Annotated in this window: 19 protein-coding genes, 1 tRNA gene, 2 rRNA genes and 1 pseudogene; 12 read left to right on the top strand and 11 right to left on the bottom strand. The window is 69.9% G+C overall.

Features of this window, described 5'->3' with window-relative positions; translation table 11 throughout:
* The 3 genes from D0Z08_RS27320 to D0Z08_RS27310 all read left to right on the top strand — a co-directional run.
* Positions 1-89, top strand: a 23S ribosomal RNA gene (locus tag D0Z08_RS27320); the annotation flags it as partial.
* Between the two features lie 140 nt (positions 90-229).
* Positions 230-346 (top strand): 5S ribosomal RNA (rrf, locus tag D0Z08_RS27315).
* A 78-nt stretch (positions 347-424) separates the two neighbouring features.
* Positions 425-1,333, top strand: coding sequence for a tetratricopeptide repeat protein (locus tag D0Z08_RS27310; protein WP_118928452.1), 909 nt, complete (start codon positions 425-427; stop codon positions 1,331-1,333).
* Between the two features lie 15 nt (positions 1,334-1,348).
* Here the strand turns inward: D0Z08_RS27310 and D0Z08_RS27305 are convergent, their stop codons facing one another.
* Positions 1,349-2,023 (bottom strand): hypothetical protein, encoded by a 675-nt coding sequence (locus D0Z08_RS27305; RefSeq protein ID WP_118928451.1) that lies wholly within the window; start codon positions 2,021-2,023, stop codon positions 1,349-1,351.
* 57 nt (positions 2,024-2,080) lie between these two features.
* On the opposite strand from D0Z08_RS27305, the gene D0Z08_RS27300 reads away from it, so the two are divergent.
* A complete protein-coding gene (locus tag D0Z08_RS27300; RefSeq protein WP_118928460.1) occupies positions 2,081-2,989 on the top strand; it encodes an alpha/beta fold hydrolase in 909 nt (302 codons plus the stop codon).
* Between the two features lie 185 nt (positions 2,990-3,174).
* Positions 3,175-3,684, top strand: coding sequence for a DUF3145 domain-containing protein (locus tag D0Z08_RS27295; protein ID WP_118928450.1), 510 nt, complete (start codon positions 3,175-3,177; stop codon positions 3,682-3,684).
* A 21-nt stretch (positions 3,685-3,705) separates the two neighbouring features.
* On the opposite strand, the gene D0Z08_RS27290 is transcribed toward D0Z08_RS27295, so the two are convergent.
* The 6 genes from D0Z08_RS27290 to D0Z08_RS27265 form a co-directional block, all read right to left on the bottom strand.
* Positions 3,706-5,154 (bottom strand): acyl-CoA carboxylase subunit beta, encoded by a 1,449-nt coding sequence (locus D0Z08_RS27290; RefSeq protein WP_118928449.1) that lies wholly within the window; start codon positions 5,152-5,154, stop codon positions 3,706-3,708.
* An 11-nt stretch (positions 5,155-5,165) separates the two neighbouring features.
* On the bottom strand, positions 5,166-6,419 hold the full coding sequence (locus D0Z08_RS27285) for a beta-ketoacyl-[acyl-carrier-protein] synthase family protein (RefSeq protein WP_220454390.1): 1,254 nt from the start codon (positions 6,417-6,419) through the stop codon (positions 5,166-5,168).
* Positions 6,420-6,421: 2 nt separating this feature from the next.
* Positions 6,422-6,670 carry an acyl carrier protein gene (locus D0Z08_RS27280; protein ID WP_118928447.1) on the bottom strand — a complete coding sequence of 83 codons (249 nt, stop codon included), beginning with the start codon at positions 6,668-6,670 and terminating at the stop codon, positions 6,422-6,424.
* A 46-nt stretch (positions 6,671-6,716) separates the two neighbouring features.
* A complete protein-coding gene (locus tag D0Z08_RS27275; RefSeq protein ID WP_425454076.1) occupies positions 6,717-7,748 on the bottom strand; it encodes a beta-ketoacyl-ACP synthase III in 1,032 nt (343 codons plus the stop codon).
* Positions 7,745-8,944 (bottom strand): acyltransferase domain-containing protein, encoded by a 1,200-nt coding sequence (locus D0Z08_RS27270; RefSeq protein WP_118928446.1) that lies wholly within the window; start codon positions 8,942-8,944, stop codon positions 7,745-7,747. The genes D0Z08_RS27275 and D0Z08_RS27270 overlap by 4 nt, the downstream gene beginning before the upstream one ends.
* Before the next feature lie 78 nt (positions 8,945-9,022).
* On the bottom strand, positions 9,023-10,189 hold the full coding sequence (locus D0Z08_RS27265; RefSeq protein ID WP_245994553.1) for a PucR family transcriptional regulator: 1,167 nt from the start codon (positions 10,187-10,189) through the stop codon (positions 9,023-9,025).
* Positions 10,190-10,320: 131 nt separating this feature from the next.
* Between D0Z08_RS27265 and D0Z08_RS27260 the strand changes: the two genes are divergently transcribed.
* Positions 10,321-11,286: an alpha/beta fold hydrolase gene (locus tag D0Z08_RS27260; protein WP_118928444.1), complete on the top strand. Its 966-nt coding sequence runs from the start codon at positions 10,321-10,323 to the stop codon at positions 11,284-11,286.
* 30 nt (positions 11,287-11,316) lie between these two features.
* Here D0Z08_RS27260 and aceE read toward each other — a convergent pair whose 3' ends face one another.
* Positions 11,317-14,109, bottom strand: a complete 2,793-nt coding sequence (gene aceE / locus D0Z08_RS27255; RefSeq protein WP_220454389.1) for a pyruvate dehydrogenase (acetyl-transferring), homodimeric type — start codon at positions 14,107-14,109, stop codon at positions 11,317-11,319.
* 185 nt (positions 14,110-14,294) lie between these two features.
* Between aceE and D0Z08_RS27250 the strand changes: the two genes are divergently transcribed.
* The 4 genes from D0Z08_RS27250 to D0Z08_RS27235 all read left to right on the top strand — a co-directional run bounded on the left by D0Z08_RS27250 (position 14,295) and on the right by D0Z08_RS27235 (position 17,192).
* A complete protein-coding gene (locus D0Z08_RS27250) occupies positions 14,295-14,723 on the top strand; it encodes a DUF3052 domain-containing protein (protein WP_118928443.1) in 429 nt (142 codons plus the stop codon).
* 68 nt (positions 14,724-14,791) lie between these two features.
* The gene (locus tag D0Z08_RS27245; RefSeq protein WP_118928442.1) at positions 14,792-16,414 is read left to right on the top strand and encodes an AMP-binding protein; all 1,623 of its coding nucleotides are present in this window, start codon (positions 14,792-14,794) and stop codon (positions 16,412-16,414) included.
* Entirely contained in the window at positions 16,411-16,884 is a 474-nt protein-coding gene (locus D0Z08_RS27240) for a peroxiredoxin (protein WP_118928441.1), read from the top strand. The genes D0Z08_RS27245 and D0Z08_RS27240 overlap by 4 nt, the downstream gene beginning before the upstream one ends.
* Positions 16,885-17,120: 236 nt before the next feature.
* Positions 17,121-17,192: transfer RNA gene (locus D0Z08_RS27235), tRNA-Val, on the top strand.
* A gap of 216 nt (positions 17,193-17,408) precedes the next feature.
* Here the strand turns inward: D0Z08_RS27235 and D0Z08_RS27230 are convergent.
* On the bottom strand, positions 17,409-17,591 hold the full coding sequence (locus D0Z08_RS27230) for a hypothetical protein (protein WP_220454387.1): 183 nt from the start codon (positions 17,589-17,591) through the stop codon (positions 17,409-17,411).
* 166 nt (positions 17,592-17,757) lie between these two features.
* Here D0Z08_RS27230 and D0Z08_RS27225 point away from each other — a divergent pair, with 166 nt between their 5' ends.
* Complete coding sequence (locus D0Z08_RS27225; protein ID WP_118928439.1) at positions 17,758-18,021, top strand: hypothetical protein; 264 nt, start codon at positions 17,758-17,760, stop codon at positions 18,019-18,021.
* A 905-nt stretch (positions 18,022-18,926) separates the two neighbouring features.
* On the opposite strand, the gene D0Z08_RS33515 is transcribed toward D0Z08_RS27225, so the two are convergent.
* Complete coding sequence (locus tag D0Z08_RS33515) at positions 18,927-19,052, bottom strand: hypothetical protein (protein WP_281271781.1); 126 nt, start codon at positions 19,050-19,052, stop codon at positions 18,927-18,929.
* Between the two features lie 94 nt (positions 19,053-19,146).
* On the opposite strand from D0Z08_RS33515, the pseudogene D0Z08_RS27220 reads away from it, so the two are divergent.
* Positions 19,147-19,413: pseudogene (locus tag D0Z08_RS27220) on the top strand (tautomerase family protein); the annotation flags it as partial.
* Positions 19,414-19,554: 141 nt separating this feature from the next.
* Here the strand turns inward: D0Z08_RS27220 and D0Z08_RS27215 are convergent.
* Positions 19,555-20,574 (bottom strand): LacI family DNA-binding transcriptional regulator, encoded by a 1,020-nt coding sequence (locus D0Z08_RS27215; protein WP_118928438.1) that lies wholly within the window; start codon positions 20,572-20,574, stop codon positions 19,555-19,557.
* Positions 20,575-20,607: the final 33 nt, after the last annotated feature.

Here is a 20,607-nt window from a genome sequence, read left to right as displayed (position 1 = left end):
GCCCCCAACAGACTATTGGGTTGATAGGCCGGAGGTGTACAGCAGCAATGCCCAGCCGACCGGTACTAATAGGCCGAACACTTGCCACACAAACCCCCAACACAACCAACAAACACAGGTCGTGTTAACCCAGGGGTTAGTGAACATGCGCAAGACACAAACACAACCAACCTGCAAACACGCACGCGTCCACAATCCAACCCCCACACAAGCGGGGGGTTCATAGAGTTACGGCGGCCATAGCGACAGGGAAACACCCGGACCCATCCCGAACCCGGAAGTTAAGCCTGCCAGCGCCGATGGTACTGCAACCGAGAGGCTGTGGGAGAGTAGGACGCCGCCGGACATACTTTAAGTAGAGGCCACCTCCGGGTGGCCTCTACTGTATTTACACGTGTTTCCCATCTGAAGAGAGTGAGTCGTCGTGGCTGAGCAGCGACGGAGCAAGCCAGGCGCGTCCGGTTCCGGACGGGCCGGCGGACAGCGCCGTACCACCGGCGCGCCCGGGCGCGGCCGCCCGGACCGCGGCAAGAGCGCTGACCGCGGTAAGGGCTCGGACCGCAGCAAGGGCGGGGACCGCAGCCGGGGTTCGGAGCGCTCGAGGAGCGCCGACCCGAAGCAGACCGACGCCGAGCGGACTGCCGCGCAGCAGGTCTACGACGGCCCGGAGCTGCCGGTCGAGATCACCGGCAAGGAGCTGGCGGCGGACGTCCGGGCGCAGCTGAAGAGCCTGCCCGAGAAGCTGGCCCTGCGGGTGGCTCGCCATCTTGCGGCGGCGGGCGCGCTCATCGACGACGAGCCCGAGACGGCGTACCAGCATGCGTTGGCGGCCCGGAGTCGGGCGCCCCGGCTGGCCGTCGTGCGCGAAGCGGTCGGCGAGGCGGCGTACGCCGCGGGCCACTACGCCGAAGCGCTGGCGGAGCTGCGGGCCGCGAAGCGGATGAACGGCGCCACGGCCTATCTGCCGATCATGGCCGACTGTCACCGCGCGCTGGGCAACGCCAAGCGTGCTCTCGAGCTCGCGAAGAGCCCCTCGGTGGCGCGGTTCGCGACCGCGGCCAAGGCGGAGATGACGATCGTCGAGGCGGGTGCCCGACGGGACCTCGGACAGTTCGACGCGGCCCTGCGGACCCTGGAGCTGGCTCCGCTGAACAACAAGAGCCGTGAGTCCTGGGTGGTGCGGCTGAGGTACGCCTACGCCGACACGCTCGAGCAGGCCGGCCGGGAGAGTGACGCGCTCGCCTGGTTCCACCGGACGAACGCGATCGACTCCGAGGAGCTGACGGACGCCGCTGAGCGCGCTGCTGCGCTCGAGAAGCGGCTCGCCGACTGACGAGGATGGGCCGGATCAGGCGTTAGCGCCTTCACCGTCCTCCTGCTTCTCCTTGTCGTCCTTCTTGTCCTTCTTCTTCTCGTCGTCCGGGTCGCTCTGCTCCGGCCGCTCGGTCGTGGGGTCCTCGGTCTCGAGGTCGTCCTCGACCGGAGCCGGGACGTGGTCGGCGAAGGTCAGGGTCGCGTTCGCCAGCCCGGCCTCCTTGGTGCCCCAGTGGAGGCCGTCGCGGAAGGAGACCTCGAGCCGTCCGATCGAGACGGTCGTCGGCTCCGCAGCGGTGACGGCGACGATGATCGAGTCGCCCGGGCCGAACTCGGCGTCGTCGGGATCATCCAAGGTGGTGCACGACCCGGTCGGGTCGGTGGTGACGCTGATCGTCCCGTCGCGGCAGATCTGCGGCGTCACCTCGACGTCGCCCTCGGACTCCACGTCGACGGTGACCTCCGAGATCCTGATGGTCCGATCGAAGCTGTCCCCGACCGCGAACATGCCGACGTAGAGCGTCTTGTCGACGACGCCGCGCTCGGTCACGGTGTCCGACGTGACCGGAAGGTCGTCGGGGGTCAGGACGAACCAGAGGACCCATCCGACGACGAGGACCAGGGCGCCGATGATGGCGGCGAACCGCCAGATCTTGGAGCGCTTCGCGGGCCGCTGGCGCCGGGGCACCTCGAGCGAGCTGGACGACATGGTCGAACCTTAGGACACGTGACCGGCGCGGCAGGGCTCCGTGTCAAACTCGGCGACATGTTGCACCGCGAACAGCCCCGCCGGCCGACCCTCGAGGGCAACGTCGCCGTTCGTGACGGGCGTCGGCTCAGCTTCGCCGAGTACGGCTCGCACCGGGGGCCCGCGATCGTGTGGATGCACGGGACGCCGGGTGCGCGGCGCCAGATCCCGCTCGACGCGCGGGCGTACGCCGAGGAGCAGGGTCTGCGGATCATCGGCATCGACCGCCCCGGCATCGGCTCGTCGACGCCGTACCTCTATCCGAACGTCCTCGACTGGACCGAGGACCTGGCGCTGCTGCTGGACGCGCTCGGGATCGACAGCGTCCGGGTCATCGGCCTGTCCGGCGGCGGTCCCTACGCGCTCGCGGCGGGTGCGGGCCTGCCCGACCGGGTCGAGGGCGTCGGGGTGCTCGGCGGCGTGGCGCCCACGCGCGGCGTGGATGCCGTCGGTGGCGGTGTGATCCAGCTCGCGGTGCGGCTCGCTCCGCTGCTCTCGGCCGGGCGGCTGCCCCTGGGGATCGCGCTGACGACGGCCATCCGGACGGTGAAGCCGCTCGCCGGCGCCGGTCTCGACCTGTACGCCGCCGTACAGCCGATCGGTGACAAGAACCTGCTGTCGCGGCCCGAGTTCAAGGCCATGTTCCTCGACGACCTGCTCAACGGCAGCCGGTTCCAGACCTCCGCGCCGGTGGCGGACCTGGTGCTCTTCACGCGGGACTGGGGCTTCGACCTGGCCGACGTGACCGTGCCGGTCCGGTGGTGGCACGGCGACGCCGACCACATCGTGCCGTTCCGGCACGGTCAGCATGTGGTGGACCGGCTGCCGGACGCGACGATGTCGGTGATCGACGGGGAGAGCCACCTCGGCGGGCTGGGCATTGCCGCCGCCGTCCTCACCGAGCTGATGTCGCTCGACGCGTCCTGACTGCCGTTGCGGCGACTCGCGCGAAAAGGTGGTGTCAAAGCGTCCCATGGGTCACAATGGGTGTCACAACTACACATGTGTCACTTCGATGATTCGCCCCTGGTGGCGATCGACCTGACTCCGAGGAGAGCCCGCTGGGGAAGGCGCAGCTCGCGCCGGAGGAAGGCAGATCGAGGAGAGTCGTTGTGACCACGAGCAACAGTGCAACCAGGGGCGTGTTCTACGTCCACTCTGCGCCGTCCGCATTGTGCCCTCACATCGAGTGGGCGGTGGGCGGCGTCCTTGGCGTCCCCGTCAACCCGAGCTGGACGCCCCAGCCTGCGCAGGCGGGCACCTATCGCTGCGAGTTCTCCTGGTCGGGCAAGGCCGGGTCCGCGGCTGCGATCGCCTCCGCGCTCCGCGGCTGGCTGCACCTGCGCTTCGAGGTGACCGAGGAGCCGACCCCGTCGACCGAGGGCGCCCGCTTCTCCTCCACGCCGGACCTCGGTGTCTTCCACGCGGTGACCGGCATCCACGGCGACATCATGATCCCGGAGGACCGGCTCAAGGCCGCCGTCGTCCGGGCCGCGCTCGGCGAGACGACGCTCGAGAACGAGATCGACAAGCTGCTCGGCAAGCCCTGGGACGACGAGCTGGAGACCTTCCGGTACGCCGGCGAGGGCGCGCCCGTCCGCTGGCTGCACCAGGTCGTCTGACCGCCGCTGGGGCGGCTGCTGCTACAGCGGGATGTTGCCGTGCTGGCCGCGGCGTACGCCCTCGGTCTGCACGGCGTCGACGATCGCGCGGGCGATGGCCGACCGGGTGACGGCGGGCTCGACGACCTCGTCGACGACGCCGATCTCGACGGCCTTGTCGACACCGCCGGCGATCCGCTCGTGCTCGGCGGCGAGCTCGGCCTCCACGCGGGGACGCAGGTCGACGGAGACCTCGGCGAGCTTGCGGCGGTGCAGGATGCGCACGGCGGCGAGGGCGCCCATCACGGCGACCTCCGCGCCCGGCCACGCGAAGACCTTGGTGGCGCCGATGGAGCGCGAGTTCATGGCGATGTAGGCGCCGCCGTACGTCTTGCGGGTCACCAGCGTGACCCGGGGGACGACGCACTCGCCGAAGGCGTGCAGCAGCTTCGCGCCGCGTCGTACGACGCCGTCCCACTCCTGCCCGACACCGGGGAGATAGCCGGGCACGTCGACGATCACGACCAGGGGGACGCCGAAGGCGTCGCACATGCGGACGAAGCGGGAGGCCTTCTCGGCCGACAGCGAGTCGAGGCAGCCGCCGAGGCGCAGCGGGTTGTTGGCGACGATGCCGACGGTCCGGCCGCCGAGCCGGCCGAAGGCGGTCACGATGTTCGGCGCCCAGCGCGCGTGCAGCTCGAGCATGGTGCCCTCGTCGACGAGCGCCTCGAGCAACGGGTGCACGTCGTAGGCACGCTTGGTGTTCTCGGGCAGGTGGTGCTCGAGGTCCCGGTCCTCGACGTCGTCGAGGCGCAGGCTGCCCTGCGAGCCGAGCAGGCCGGCCAGGGTGCGTGCGCGCTGCAGCGCGTCGGCCTCGGTCTCGGTGACGACGTGCACGACACCGGAGCGCCGGCCGTGGGGCTCGGGTCCGCCGAGGCGGAGCATGTCGACCGCCTCGCCGGTGACCGACCGGACCACCTCGGGACCGGTCACGAAGATCCGGCCCTCCGGGCCGAGGATCACGATGTCGGTGAGAGCGGGTCCGTACGCCGCGCCACCGGCGGCCGGGCCGAGGACGACGGAGATCTGCGGGATCACGCCCGAGGCCTGGGTCATCACCTGGAAGATCCGGCCGACCGCGTGCAGTGAGAGCACGCCCTCGGCGAGCCGGGCGCCACCGGAGTGCCACAGGCCGATGATCGGGACCCGGTCGGTCAGGGCCCGGTGGTAGGCGTCGACGACGACCCGGCAGCCGTCGTCGCCCATCGCGCCGCCCATGACGGTCGCGTCGGAGCAGAACGCCACGACCGGCGTGCCGTCGACGTTGCCGACGGCGGCAAGCATCCCGGAGTCGTCGTCGGGGCTGATCAGCTCGAGGGTGCCGTCGTCGAGCAGCGCGGTCAGCCGGTGGACGGGGTTGCGGGGATCCTCGGAGCGGGGCAGCTTGGCCGGCCTCGCAGAGGCGTCGGGGCGGCTCTCCAAGGCAGTCATCAGCGCCGTTGTCAGATCGATCCGAACGCGACGGCGACGTTGGCGCCGCCGAATCCGAACGAGTTGTTGAGGCCCACGATGTCGCCGAGCGGCAGGTCCCGCGGCTTCGTGGCGATGTCGAGCTCGACCTCGGGGTCGAGGTCGTCGAGGTTGATCGTGGGAGGCGACTGCCGGTGGTGGAGGGCCAGGATGGTGGCGACGGCCTCGAGGGCGCCGGCGCCGCCGAGCAGGTGGCCGGTCATCGACTTGGTGCTGGTGACGACGACGTCGGTCGCGTGGCCACCGAGCGTGGCGTGGAGCATGAGGGCCTCGGCCACGTCACCCTGCGGCGTGGAGGTGGCGTGCGCATTGACGTGCGCCACGTCGGCCGGGTCGATGTCGCCGTCGGCGAGCGCGCGCAGGATGGCGCGGGCGCCGCCCTTGCCGGCCGGGTCGGGCTGGGCGATGTCGTGGGAGTCGGCAGTGATCCCGGTGCCGAGCACCTCGGCATAGATCCGAGCGCCGCGGGCCTCGGCGTGCTCCAAGGACTCGAGCACCAGGGCTCCGGCGCCCTCGCCGAGGACGAAGCCGTCACGACCCGTGTCCCACGGGCGGGACACGGTGGTCGGGTCGCCCGGGTTCTTGGACAGCGCCATCATGTTGGCGAACGCGGCGACCGGCAGCGGGTGGATCGCGGCCTCGGTGCCGCCGGCCAGCACGACGTCGGCACGGCCGAGCCGGATCTGGTCAGCGGCGAGCGCGATCGCCTCGTTGCCGGAGGCGCACGCCGACACCGGAGTGTTGACGGCCGCACGAGCGCCGATCTCGAGGCTGATGGTCGCGGCGGGGGCGTTGGCCATCAGCATGGGTACGGCGAGCGGGGAGACCCGGCGCGGACCCTTCGCCAGCATCGCGTCGTAGTTGCTGAGCAGGGTCTGCACCCCGCCGATGCCGGACGCCATCGCGACGCCGACCCGGTCGCCGTCGAGGTCGCCGGACTGCTGCGCGACGTCGAGGCCCGAGTCCTTCCAGGCCTCGATCGCCGCGATCAGGGCGAACTGCGACGACCGGTCGAGCCGTCGCGCCCGGACCCGTTCGAGGACATCGGTGGGCTCGACCGCCGCCGTACCGGCGATGCGGACCGGAAGGTCGGCGAACGCCGGGTCCTCGATCGGGCGCACGCCGGACTCACCGGCGAGCATCCGGTCCCAGGTGGTGGCGGCGTCACCTGCCAGCGGGTTGGTGGTGCCGAGGCCGGTGACGACGACGCGGGTGCGGGCGGTCACGATCAGGCAGCCGAGCTGGCGCGCTCGATGTAGGCGACGGCGTCGCCGACGGTCTTCAGGTTCTTGACCTGGTCGTCGGGGATGGTGACGCCGAACTTCTCCTCGGCCTCGACGACGACCTCGACCATCGACAGCGAGTCCACGTCGAGGTCGTCCACGAAGGACTTGTCGAGCTGGACGTCGTCGGCGTCGACGCCGGCGACCTCGTTGACGATGTCGGCAAGGGCCGCGCGGATCTCTTCGGTGCTCATCTGTTCTCCTGCTTCATCTACTGGGGGTATCGGGTGGTGCGGGGATTCAGGGGATCGTAACGACCTGGGCTGCGTAAGAAAGGCCGGCACCGAACGCGATCAGCAGGGCGACGTCGCCCGACTTGGCCTCGCCGTCGCGGATCATCCGCTCGAGGGCGAGCGGGATCGAGGCAGCCGAGGTGTTGCCCGAGTCGACGATGTCGCGGGCGATCCGGACGTGCGGGGGGAGCTTCATGGCTCGCGCCATCGCGTCGGTGATCCGGTTGTTGGCCTGGTGCGGCACGAAGCAGTCGAGCTCGTCGACGGTGACGCCCGCCCGGTCGAGCGCCTGGAGCGCGACCTTGGCCATCGAGAACGAGGCCCAGCGGAAGACCTCGTTGCCCTGCATGGTCAGGTGCGGCATCACCGGCTCGTCCGCGACGAGCACGTCGCGCCAGTCCTCGCGCTGCCGGATCAGGTCGTACTGCTTCGGCTCGCCGTCGGAGCCCCAGACGACCGGGCCGATCGCGGGGGTGTCGGACGGGCCGATCACGGCCGCGCCGGCGCCGTCGGCGAAGATGAACGCGGTGCCGCGGTCGGTGGGGCTGGTGATGTCGGAGAGTCGCTCGACGCCGATCACGAGCACGTGGCGGGCACTGCCGCCGCGCACCAGGTCGGCGCCCAGGGCGACCGCGTGGCAGAAGCCGGCGCACGCGGCAGAGATGTCGAAGGCGGCGGCCTGGTCGGTGCCGAGCTCGTGGGCGACCGCGGTCGCGGCCGACGGCGTCTGGAGCAGGTGGCTCACGGTCGCGAGGATCACGCAGTCGACCTGGCGCGGGTCCACGCCGGCCGCGGCGAGGGCGTCGCGGGACGCGGCCACGGACATCGCGACCACGGTCTCGGAGTCGTCGGCGAACCGGCGGGTCTTGATGCCGGACCGCTGCTGGATCCACTCGTCGCTGGAGTCGATCGCGTCGACGATCTCGGCGTTGGGGACGAGTCGCTTGGGCCGGTAGGCGCCGATCCCCAGGATGCCGGCGTACGTCTCACCCTGCTCGGTCAGCAACGGCCGGCCCGTGGTGCCGGTGGGGGCGGTCACGCTGCGCCGCCCTCGGGGTGGAGCCGGAGCAAGGGCTGCCCGGGTGCCACCGGGTCGCCGTCCTCGACGAGCCACTCGACGACCTGGCCGCCGTGGGCGGAGGTGACGGCGATCCGGTCGCGCAGGCTGGCGACGTCGCCGATGGTGACGCCCGGCGCCAGCAGGTCGGCGTCGGCCGCCTGCTCGTCGCGGTGGAAGACGCCCTTGACCGGGGAGACGACCATCCGCCAGGTGGGGCTGGTCTCGATGGGGGAGGCCTCGCCGTGGCGGTCGACGAACGCGTGGGCGTCGTCGAGCTGGCTCGGGTCGTCGAGTGCGAAGGTCTCGACCGTCAGGCCGCGCCCGCGGAAGTAGCGCTTGGCGATGCCGGTCAGTGTCCCGGCCGGCGGCATCTCGAGGATGCCGGTGACGCCGAGGTCGGCCATCGTCTCCAGGCAGAGGTCCCAGCGCACCGGCCGCGCGATCTGGCCGACGATCCTGCCCAGCACCTCCGCGCCGTCGTGGATCACGCTGCCGTCGCGGTTGGAGATGAACCGGGTGCGCGGGTCGTGCACCGACACCGAGCGAGCGAGCCCGGCCACGTGGTCCACCGCCGGCGCCATGTGCGAGGTGTGGAACGCACCCGCCACCGAGAGCGGTCGCAGCTTCGCCTTGGGGGGAGGGTCAGCGGCGAACGCCGCGAGCTGCTCCAGGGTGCCGGCGGCGACCACCTGGCCGGGTCCGTTGTCGTTGGCGGCGACCAGGCCGTGGCGCTCGATCGTGGCGAGCACCTCTTCGCGGTCGCCTCCGAGAACGGCGGTCATGCCGGTCGGGATCGTGGCTGACGCGTCGGCCATCGCCCGGCCGCGCTCCCGCACCAGGACCATCGCCTGCTCCGCGCTGATCACGCGGGCACCGGTCGCTGCCGCGAGCTCGCCGACGCTGTGGCCGGCGACGGCGCCGAGCTTCGTGTAGGCGTCGGCCGGGTGCGGGAACAGCGCGAGGGCTGTCACCAACGTGGTGCCGACGAGCAGCGGCTGGGCGATCCGGGTGTCGCGGATCTCGTCCTCGTCAGCCTCGGTGCCGTAGTGCGCGAGGTCGACACCGGCCACCGTGGACAGCCAGTCGAGACGCGCGGCGAAAGTCGGATCCTCCAACCAGGGACGGAGGAAGCCGGGGGTCTGTGCCCCCTGCCCGGGGGCCACGATGACGAGCACAGAACAAGCGTGCCTCGCCGGTACGACGACGCGCGCCTCCGGCACTCACGAACTCACCGGCAGCGGTTTGTGGAGACCCTACAAACGCCCGAGGGCGAGCGCCAGCTGCAGCGTGAGTGCGTCGCGGGGGCGGGACGGCGTCAGCCCGGTCAGGTCCGCGATCTGGCCGAGGCGGTAGCGCACGGTGTTGGGGTGCACGAACAGGGCTCGGGCGGTGGGCTCGATCGAGGCTCCGTGGGCGAAGTACGCCGACAGCGTCTCCACGAGCGTGCCGCGTGCCTGGGCCAGCGGCTCGTAGATCTGGTCGATCGCCTCGATCCGCGCCCACTCGTCGCCGGCGAGGATCCGCTCGGGCAGCAGGTCTTCGCTCAGCACGGGTCTTGGCGCTTCCGGCCAGCCGGCGGCGGCCCGGAGCCCCGCGGCCGCGGACTGCGCCGACAGGTAAGCGTGGCCGAGATCGCCCGCGACCGGACCCACGACCACCGGGCCTTCGCCGTACAGGTCCACGACCGCCCGGGCCGCCTTCTCCGGGTCGGTCACGCCGCCGAGGATCACCACCAGCCGATGCCCCTGCACGGCGCCGAGCGCGTCCATCCCCGCGGCGCTGGCCGAGCGTCGTACGGCGTCGACCACGCCGGCCTCGGTGTGCCCGGCCGGTACGGCGCCGAGGACGACGGCCACGTCCCCGCGCGCACCCCAGCCGACGGCGCTGGCCCGGGAGAGCACGGCATCGTCCGTCTCGTCCCGCAGCACCGCGTCCACGACCAGGGCTTCCAACCGCGCGTCCCAGGCACCACGCACCTCGGCTGCGCGGGCGTAGACCTCCGCCGTGGCGAAGGCGGCCTCCCGGCCGTAGCGGAGCACCGCGTCGTGCACGTCCTCGAGGTCGTCGGGATCGACGATCGCGTCGAGGTTGTGCTCGACGACATCGAAGCTCAGGCGCAGCAGGTCGACCGTCTGGTGCAGGGTGATCGTGCCGGCAAGGGTCCGGGGCGCGACTCCGAACAGGCTCGCCTCGCGGACCTGGCCGAACGAGAGGGCCAGGCTGTCCTGCTTGTACCAGTCGATGAAGTCCTGGATGCCGGCCTGGACGATGAGCCCGATCCACGAGCGCTCCTCGGCGCTCAGCTCGGCGAACCACGGCAGGTCGGTCTCCATCTGGGCCGACGCCGCCGTACTCAGCCGACCGGACGCGGCGCGCAGCGCTTTGACCGCGCGCGCCCGCGGGTTCGGGGGTCGGGACACGCCTGAAGCCTACGGACCGGTCGGCCACTACCGGGGGTTATGTGAGCAGGGATTTACAGAAGGTGGCTGTTTCGGCCGTCACCCAGCGTGGTTGAATCCGGCACCAGGGTTGGCAATTGGGGGAGGAAACCATGCCGAACGACGGGGATGCCGCTGCAGGCGTCGAGTTCGTCACCATCCACGGCAAGCGCCGCGCGTTCGTGCGGACCGGGTCCGGGCCGGCCCTGTTGCTCCTGCACGGTCTCGCCTGTGACCGGACGACCTGGGACGCGGTGATCCCGATCCTGGCCAAGAAGTACACGGTGATCGCCCCCGACCTGCTCGGTCACGGCCTCTCCGACAAGCCGCGCGCCGACTACACGCTGGGCGGCTACGCCAACGGCATGCGGGACCTGATGACCGTGCTCGGCATCGACAAGGTGACCGTGGTGGGCCACAGCTTCGGAGGCGGGGTGGCGATGCAGTTCGCCTACCAGTTCCCCGAGCGGACCCAGCGGGTCATGCTGGTCGCCAGCGGCGGGCTCGGGCCCGAGGTGACGCCGCTGATCAAGCTGATCCAGGCTCCGGGCTGGGAGGGCGCCATGCGGGTGCTGACCCTGCCCGGCATCCGGCACCTCGAGACCACAGCGCTCCGCGCCCTCGCGTCGTACGGCCGTGGCCCGCTCCGCAAGTACACGCGGGACCTCGACGAGGCGGCCGCGATCGTGGACTCGTGGCGCGACCGCCGTACCCGGTTCGCGATCCGCCACCTCGTGCGGGCGGTCATCGACTGGCAGGGCCAGATCATCACCAGCTCCGACCGGGCGTACCTGACCGAGACGATGCCGATGGCGGTCGTGTGGGGACGTGAGGACCAGGTCATCCCGGTCCGGCACTCCAGCAACGCCGCGGCGCTGGCTCCGGAGGCGACGGTGACGGTGCTGACCGACAGTGGCCACTTCCCGCACCGCGACCACCCCGAGGAGTTCGCCCGGCTGCTCCACGACTTCGTCAGCAGCACCGAGCCGGCGGTCTACAACCGGGCGCGGTTCCGGCGCCTGCTGCGGCAAGGATCGGCGGCGGCGCCGACGCCCCTGATGAGCGTCGGCACCGCCTGAGCCTCGACCGAGCCACGACCAACAAGGTCGTCAGGCGTCGCCGCCCTCCTGGAGGACGCCGGCGACGGCGGTCGGGTCGTCGACCCGGTACTGGGTGAACGCCTTCTCCGCGAGGGTCGGGTCGATCTCGCCGGCGTCGGCGAGCGCCTGCAGGGCCTGTACGACCACCGACTGGGCGTCGATGTGGAAGAACCGGCGCGCCGCGGGGCGGGTGTCGGCGAAGCCGAACCCGTCGGCGCCGAGCACCCGGTAGTCCTCCGGCACCCAGCGGGCGATCTGCAGCGGGACGGCACGCATGTAGTCCGAGACCGCGATCACCGGACCGGCCGACCCCGTCAGCCTCTCCGTGACGTACGGCGTACGCGGCGTCTCGGTCGGGTGCAGCAGGCTCCACTCCTCGGACGCGACGGCGTCCCGCGCGAGCTCGTTCCACGAGGTGACCGACCAGGTGTCGGCCGCCACGCCCCACTCCTCGCGGAGCATCCGGGCCGCGTCCTCGATCCACGGCACCGCCACTCCCGAGGCCAGCAGCCGGACCCGCGGGCCGTCGCCGTCCGCGGTACCGATCTGGTGGATCCCGCGCAGGATGCCGTCGACGTCGACGCCCTCCGGCTCGGCCGGGTGGCTCACCGGCTCGTTGTAGACGGTGAGGTAGAAGATGACGTCCTCGCCCTGCTCCTCCGGGCCGCCGGTGCCGTACATCCGCTCGAGGCCGCTCCGCATGATGTGGGAGATCTCGTAGGCGTAGGCGGGGTCGTAGTGCACGACCGCCGGGTTGGTCGCCGCGAGCAGCGGCGAGTGGCCGTCGGCGTGCTGGAGTCCCTCGCCCGTCAGCGTGGTGCGGCCGGCGGTCGCTCCGATCAGGAACCCGCGCGAGAGCTGGTCGGCCATCGCCCAGATCGAGTCGCCGGTCCGCTGGAAGCCGAACATCGAGTAGAAGATGTAGAACGGGATCATGTGCTCGCCGTGCGTCGAGTACGCCGATCCGGCCGCCGTCGCCGATGCCATCGCTCCGGCCTCGGAGATGCCCTCGTGGAGCATCTGGCCCTGCGGCGACATCTTGTACTGCAGCAGCATGTTGCGGTCGACGGACTCGTAGGTCTGGCCGGCCGGGTCGTAGACCTTGGCCGAGGGGAACATCCCGTCCATGCCGAAGGTCCGGTATTCGTCGGGCGCGATCGGCACGATCCGCTGGCCGATCTCCGGGTCCTTCATCCAGTCCTTCAGCAGCCGGACCAGCGCCATCGTGGTCGCGATCTTGTTCTTGCCCGAGCCCTGCTTGAGCTCGGCGTACGCCTTGTCGCCGGGGAGGGTCAGGGGCGTCGAGCGGACCACGCGGCGCGGCAGGGACCCTCCGAGCGAGCGCCGGCGCTCGAGCATGTACTCGATCTCCGCGGACTCCGCACCGGGATGGAAGAACGGCGCGGTGCCGGTCTCCTCGTAGGTCGACTCGAGCTCGCGGTCGGAGATCGGGAGGTAGAGCCGGTCGCGGAACTTCTTGAGGTCCGCCATCGTCAGCTTCTTCATCTGGTGGGTGGCGTTCTTGCCCTCCAGGGCGTCGATCGTCCAGCCCTTGATCGTGTGCGCCAGGATCACCGTCGGCTGACCGGTGTGTTTGGTCGCGGCGTCGAACGCCGCGTAGACCTTGCGGTAGTCGTGGCCGCCGCGCGGCAGCTTCTCGATCTGCCGGTCGCTCATGTGCTCGACCATCTTGCGAAGCCGCGGGTCGGGCCCGAAGAAGTGCTCGCGGTTGTAGGCGCCGTCCTCGACGGAGAACGTCTGGAACTGGCCGTCGGGCGTGGAGTTCATCTGGTTGACGAGCACCCCGTCGACGTCGCGGGCGAGGAGCTCGTCCCACTCGCGGCCCCAGATCACCTTGATGACGTTCCAACCGGCGCCGCGGAAGTTTGCCTCGAGCTCCTGGATGATCTTGCCGTTGCCGGTGACCGGGCCGTCCAGCTGCTGGAGATTGCAGTTGACCACCCAGACGAGGTTGTCGAGCTCCTCGCGGGCGGCGATCCGGACGGCGCCGAGCGACTCCGGCTCGCCCATCTCGCCGTCGCCGAGGAACGCCCACACGGTCTGCTCGCTGGTGTCCTTGATGCCTCGGTTGTGCAGGTAGCGGTTGAAGCGCGCCTGGTAGATCGAGTTGATGGCCGTGAGGCCCATCGACACCGTGGGGAACTCCCAGAACTCCCGCATCAGGCGGGGGTGGGGGTACGACGGCAGGCCGACGCCGACGCCGTGCTGGACCTCCTGCCGGAACCGAGAGAGCTGCTGCTCGTCGAGCCGACCCTCCAGGAACGCGCGGGCGTAGATGCCGGGGGAGGCGTGGCCCTGGATGTAGACCTGGTCGCCGCCGCCCGGGTGGTCCTTGCCGCGGAAGAAGTGGTTGAAGCCGACCTCGTAGAGGCTGGCGGACGACTGGTATGTCGCGATGTGCCCGCCGACCTCGAGGCCCTTGCGGTTGGCGCTCGACACCATCACCGCGGCGTTCCAGCGGATGAAGGCGCGGATCCGCCGCTCGATGTCCTCGTCGCCCGGGAACCACGGCTCCCGCTCGGGCGGGATCGTGTTGATGTAGTCGGTGCTGCGCAGGGCCGGGACTCCGACCTGCTTCTGGCGGGCGCGCTCGAGCAGCCGCAGCATCACGTAGCGGGCCCGCTCCCTGCCACGCTCGTCGAGCAGGGCGTCGAACGAGTCGATCCAGTCCTTGGTCTCGTCCGGGTCGATGTCGGGCAGCTGGGTGGGCAAGCCCTCGTGGATCACCGCCGGTGCGGGTGCGCTGCGGGGGCTGGGAGTGGGGTCGGCTTCTCCGGTCACGCGGCCATCGTGGCACCGATCACGCCTGCACAAAATCTACCCAGCGGTAGCCGCACGCACGGGGCTCCGCCCTCGTGGACCCCCGGACCGTTCTGGACCCCGCTTGCGCCGTCGCCCCAACTCCGCTGGACTACTCCCACACCTCGGGGATCAGCCCCGACGAAAGCAATGGACTGGAGGACCCCGTGAGCGCGACCGCGGAAGGCGGGACCGAATCGAGCGGACCCGCTAGCCGGCTCGGATTCAAGGCCGGCATGGTCGTCCAAGAGCTCGGGTGGGACCAGGACACCGACGACCAGTTGCGGGTCGCCATCGAGGACGCGATCGACGGCGACATGGTCGACGGCGACTACGGCAACGTGGTCGAGGCCGTCGTGCTGTGGTGGCGCAACGACGACGGCGATCTCGTCGACGGGCTCTTCGACTCGATCACCGACCTCGTCGGCGGCGGGGTGATCTGGCTGCTGACGCCCAAGGTCGGGCGTCCCAACGCCGTCGACCCGGCCGACATCGCCGAAGCGGCACCGATCGCGGGGCTCGCGCTCACGACGACGGCAGCGGTCAGCAGCGACTGGGTCGCCACCAAGCTGATCGCCCCCAAAACTGTCAGCTGACGACAACGCCTGCGCCATCTCCTGAGCACCCGGTGATGCACCGCAGCCGAGGTTGTAGCGTCCCTCTCATGGCAGAGAAGACCTCGCGGGTTCGTGACGCTGCGTTCAGCCTCAAGACCCTGTCCGAGTCCGGGATCGTGCAGCCCTACGGGCCGCGCAAGCTGGTCGGCATCGTCACGTCGCTCCGCAGGTGGGGCACGACTCCGGCGGGTGGCTTCAGGGCGCTGGCTGTGCGCAATCCCGACGGGGTGGCGATCATCGACGAACGCGGCACGGTCACCTTCGGTGAGCTCCACCGCCGTACCAACGCTCTCGCGCGCGCGCTCAAGGAGCGCGGCGTCGGAGAGGGCGACGGCGTGGCCGTCATGTGCCGCAACCACCGTGGCTTCATCGAGGCTTCGATCGCGATCAACAAGCTCGGCGCCGACGTGCTCTACCTCAACACGGCGTTCGCCGGACCCCAGCTCGCCGAGGTCGTGGCGCGGGAAGAGCCCCGCGTCGTCGTCTACGACGAGGAGTTCGCCGACCTGCTCGACGAGGTCGACATCGCCGAGCGGGTCATCGGGTGGACCGACGGCGACGCCGGCCCCGACACCATCGAGGGGATGATCCGGTCCGCTGGCTCGAACGCCGACCTGACTCCGCCGCAGCACACCTCGCGCACGATCATCCTCACCTCCGGGACGACCGGCACACCCAAGGGAGCACCGCGCCCGCAGGGCGGGATCCCCGCCGCGGTCTCGCTGCTCTCGCGGATGCCGCTGAAGTCCGGCTGGACCTGCCACATCGCGGCGCCGCTGTTCCACACCTGGGGCTTCGCGCACTACCAGCTCGCGATGCTGCTCGGCACCACGATGGTGCTGACCCGCAAGTTCGACCCCGAGACCGCGCTGAAGCTGATGGCCGACCACGAGTGCGACTCCGTGGTGGTCATCCCGGTGATGCTCCAGCGGATCCTCGCGCTGCCCGAGGAGACGCTCGACCAGTACCCGCTACCGCGGCTCAAGGCCGTGGCGTCGTCGGGTTCGGCGCTTCCCGGTGACCTGCCGATCCAGTGGATGGACCGCTACGGCGAGAACCTCTACTCGATCTACGGCTCGACCGAGGTCGCGTGGGCGAGCATCGCGACCCCGCAGGACCTGCGGGAAGCACCCGCCTCGGCCGGCGGGATCCCGCACGCCACGATCGTCAAGATCCTCGACCCCGACGGCAAGGAGCTGCCCCCCGGGGAGTCGGGCCGGATCTTCGTGGCCAACGACCTCCAGTTCGAGGGCTACACCGGAGGCGGTCACAAGGAGATCGTCAACGGGCTGATGTCGACCGGCGATGTCGGCCGGTTCGGCGAGGACGGCCGGCTCTACGTCGAGGGCCGCGACGACGAGATGATCGTCTCCGGCGGCGAGAACGTCTTCCCCAAGGAGGTCGAGGACTGCATCGCCAAGCTCGACGGCGTCGCCGAGGTGGCAGCGATCGGCGTTGACGACGACGACTACGGCAAGCGGCTGCGCGCGTTCGTGGTCAGCGCGGACGGCGCGAGCGTTTCCGAGGACGACGTGAAGGGCTGGGTCAAGAAGAACCTGGCCCGGTACAAGGTGCCGCGCGACGTCGTCTTCCTCGACGAGCTGCCCCGCAACGCCACCGGCAAGGTCCTCAAGCGCGAGCTCGTCGACGTGAAGGCGGAGGACTCGTGACCGAAGCCGGACTGGCACTGGGTGGTCCCGCACCCGACTTCACGCTGCGGGACCAGTTCGGCCAGGACATCACGCTCTCGTCGTACCGCGGGACGAAGGCGGTGCTGATCCTCTTCTACCCGTTCGCGTTCAGCGGCGTCTGCACCGGCGAGATGAACCTGATCCGAACTCGGCTGGAGGAGTTCCTCACCTTCGACACCGAGGTCGTCGCGATCTCGTGCGACCCGATGTTCTCCCTGCGGGCCTGGGCCGACGCGGACGGGCTCAACTTCCCGCTGCTCAGCGACTTCTGGCCGCACGGTGAGGTCACCCGGGCCTACGGCGTCTTCGACGAGAGCAGGGGTGCGCCGATGCGGTCGTCGTACGTCGTGGACCGCGACGGCAACGTCGCCTGGGCCGTCCACCACGCGTACGCCGACGGCCGCGACCTCGACGAGCACCTCAAGCAGCTGAGGGCCGCCGTCGATTGATGGTTCGATCGGACCAGTGGTCTAGTCCTTTCGGATGATTTTAGGATCGAATTCTCCGTTTGCCCTTGGACGGATGTTTCCGGCTCGCTACAGTTCAGTCGTTGAACCGCTGGTGACCCGAGACGCCAGCGGTTCGACTTATTTTTCTCGGGCTTTCACCCACCGGCCTTGGTTCGGTCTTCGCCCCACCGCTCCAGTAACCTGACGCCGCTGCCGCTGGACGACTGCGGCACGTCGGGCGCATAGCTCAGCGGTAGAGCTCCTGCCTTACAAGCAGGCGGTCACAGGTTCGATCCCTGTTGCGCCCACCGACCAATGATGGCCTCTGACCTGCGAATACGCTGTTCAGAGGCGCCATCGGTTTCGGCGCCGTGCGACGAATGTGCGATTAGGCTGGCGACATGCAGCGGTGGGCAGCAGGCGTGTGCAAGGTCGGGCGAACGACGATCGTGACTCACGACCCCGTACGCCCATACCGACCTTCGACCCGATTTCTGTCTAGCTCGACCGAACGCTTGGGTCCTTCAGTCGATACGCCCCGCTTCCCGCGCCCACCGCTTGACGTCGGCTGACTCCCAGATCGGCCCGGCGGCAAGTCGAGCCACGGGCTCCGGAAAGCTCTCGCTCTGCGCCAGTTGGCCCACGCGCTGGCGACTGACGCCGAGGAGCTTTGCGATCTCAGTTGTGCCCATCAGGTGGTTATCCACAGGAAGACCCTAGCCTTGACACGCGCAAGGGCTGGCGTATGACACTCGATGGGAGCCCAACAGACCGAGGGGCGGCCCCGGCCGGTGCGGGAACACCAGGCCGGGACCTAGGACCGAGTGCAACGGAGGCACCCAGACCATGGATCTATCTTCTACCGTCCGCCGCGTGTCCGGTCAGCGGGTCACCCATCGCGAGGATGCGAACCCGGGTGAAGTGCGGGAGTACCGCCGCGACCGAGAGCACCTCTATCCGCTGGAGGACTACCAGGAGGCCCTCGCGATCGGCAGCACCGTCACTTCCTTCTGCGGGATCGAAGTTAATCTGCTGCGAGGCGATGCTGCTGTCGTCGTGGAGGCGACCGAGCCCGGAGTCGAGGACTGCATCACGTGCGTCGACGTCTGGCGCCAGCGTCGGTTGGTGCGTCTGTGACCGCAGGTCGGCCCGGACGGGCCGCGCGCCCGTCGCTTCCGCGGCGCAGGAACCGCGCGTTGTGCTGCGAATGCGGAGAACTGCGAACCGTGGCGCAGTCCTATCGAGTTAGGCCACCGGAAGGCGCTGCGGCAGGCGAAGTGGCCGGTCCGTGGTGCACCTGGCTGCGGTGCGCCCACTGCAGAGTGAGCACAGTCCATGCTGTGATCGTCGACGCCTTGGCGGACACGTGGGGTCGCGACGGGTGCGACAGAGAACGACACGATCGCACCGCCGACCGTCATCGCCGTCGGATCAGGCGGCGGCTGGACGCTCTCTCCGCGGAGGGAGCGACCATCGTCAAAGCACTCTCAGTCGACGACATGAATCTCGACGACGCCTCGTTGAAGTCATCGAGTACGCCGACGCCCGCGCCTTCGTCATCCGCGTCTGCACGACTGCTGCGCCAAGCCGCCTCCTCGAAGCCCTTGAGCTCGCCGAGGACCTCCTCGACGCACCCGCACGACTCGGCCCGTGGGGGACGACGCCGCGGGCCTGTGGCGAGGGCTCGCGATATTGGCGCTCGGAGGTTGCTCGTGGTGCTGCCGTCATGACTGGCGCTTCTGTCGCAATAATGCGCGCTCGACCCAAAAGTGCATGGGGTGCGAGGTTGGTAAGGGGGTCTGCGGTGCGGTGGTGAGCGGCCGCCGCGGTGCTCGCCTCGGCGGTGGGTCCGAAAGTCGGGCGCGGTATGTCCGATCGATCGGGGACGGCGTTGCTTCTGTCGTGTGAAGGCGTCGCGGTGATCTTGGCCGCGACCTCGGATCAAGGAAGAGGTGGTCGCCAGTGAGCACCGCGGCACAGGCACAGGCCAGAAGTGACCGCGCCCGGGAAAGCCGGCAAGAGGCGGCGCGGGACCGCCGGCGTCAACTGGATCCGGACAGCTGGCCCGGGAGCAGCGGATCGATGAGGCCACCGTTGACGTCGAGCTGGCGTTGGAGGCCCCCTCCGAGGCCGAGCGAGCGGTAGAGGCGGCGGGGGTCGCGGGCCACGAGGGCCGTCCCCAGAGGCGTTGCGGCTCATCGCAGACACGGTGCAGGACGTCATGCTTGACGTGTTCGCGGCCCCCCGCGAGATCGCTACCAGGTCATCACCCAGCACCCCGTCGGGCAGATCATTGCGGAGGACACCGGACTCGGCTTCGAACGGAGCGCCGGCGTGGCCGTAATCCAGATCTTCCAGCAGGGCAGGTCCGAGGACCAGAAGAGGGCGGTCTACCGCGAGTTGGCGGACGGGCTCCAGGAACGCTGCGACATCTCGCCGACCGACCTCATCGTTTCGATCGTGTCCAACGGGCGTCAGGACTGGTCCTTCGGCCTCGGACGGGCCCAGTTCCTCGAAGGCGACCTCTGACCCACGGCACCGATTCACAGCCGAGGCAAGGAAGAAGACCCTGAGGCTGGTGCCATTTGACGCGACGTGAGAACGCGCGGCTGACAGCTGTGGCGGCGTGGATTGCATCCGTGGGGCGCTGGCTCGCCGATGCCAGGGTGGTCAGCGGTCGTTGGCGGGTCCCGTGGTTGCGCGGACGACCAGTTCGGGCTCGAGGATGATCTCGCGGCCGTCCACCTTGGCGCCGGAGGTCCGTGCCACGATGCGCTCTACGGCGAGGCGGGCCATCTCTTGGGGGACTTGGCGGATGGTCGTGAGATCGAGGCCGGGGCTTCCCGCCAGGGCGCTGTCGTCGAAGCCGATGACCGAGATGTCGCCGGGGACACTGATTCCCTGCTGACCAAGGACGCTCATGGCGGCGGCGGCGATGTCGTCGTTGAAGGCGATCAGTGCGGACGGCAGGTCGCGCCCGGTCTCGAGCATCGTTCGCGTAGCGCGCTGACCGTCGAGCTGGTCCTCGCCGTCGCACTCCACAACGTGGATCTCCGACCTCAGCCCGTTGGCCCGCATCGCCTGCTTGTAGGCATCGCGCCTCGCGAGAGCGATCAGTCCGCGGCCACCCTGGAGGTGCGCGATCCGGCGGTGTCCGAGGTCCACGAGGTGCTTGACGGACAAAGCCATCGCGTGGTCGTCGGAGGTGCGCACGATGTCGACACCGGGGTGGTCCACGTGCCAACCGACCACCACCAGCGGGATCTGGCCTGCCAGCTGTGGCTCCGGGATCTCTGGCCCGAGCATGATGAGGGCGTCGAACCGGAAGTCCTGAAGCGAACCGAGGGCGCGCTTCTCGTCGCGGCTGCTCGTCAGGGCGCTGAGGACCAGGTCCCACCCGCGGTCCTCCGCGGCGGTGTACAGGCCGTCGATCAGCTCGAAGTGGAAGCGCCCTGCGCGTCCGAACAGCACCCCGATCAGGTGAGCCTTGAGACTCGCGAGCGAGCGAGCCCGTACGTCGGGCCTATAGCCCATTTCTCGCGCTACCCCGAGGATGCGCTCCCTGCTGGCGGCACTCGCGCCTGGAGCATCCCGCATCACGATCGACACCAGCGCCGTGGAGACCCCTGCCCGGCTGGCTACGTCTGCGAGGGTGACGCGCCGATGCTGTCCGGCGTGTTGGTCGGTCATTGGTCACCCCTCTCCGAGCGGACGTGGGCTCAC

The organism is Nocardioides immobilis (assembly GCF_003515065.1).
GTDB classification, from domain to species: Bacteria; Actinomycetota; Actinomycetes; order Propionibacteriales; family Nocardioidaceae; genus Nocardioides; species Nocardioides immobilis.
Note: the sequence above shows the minus strand (reverse complement) of the source record. Positions and strands in the feature narration are given on the sequence as shown.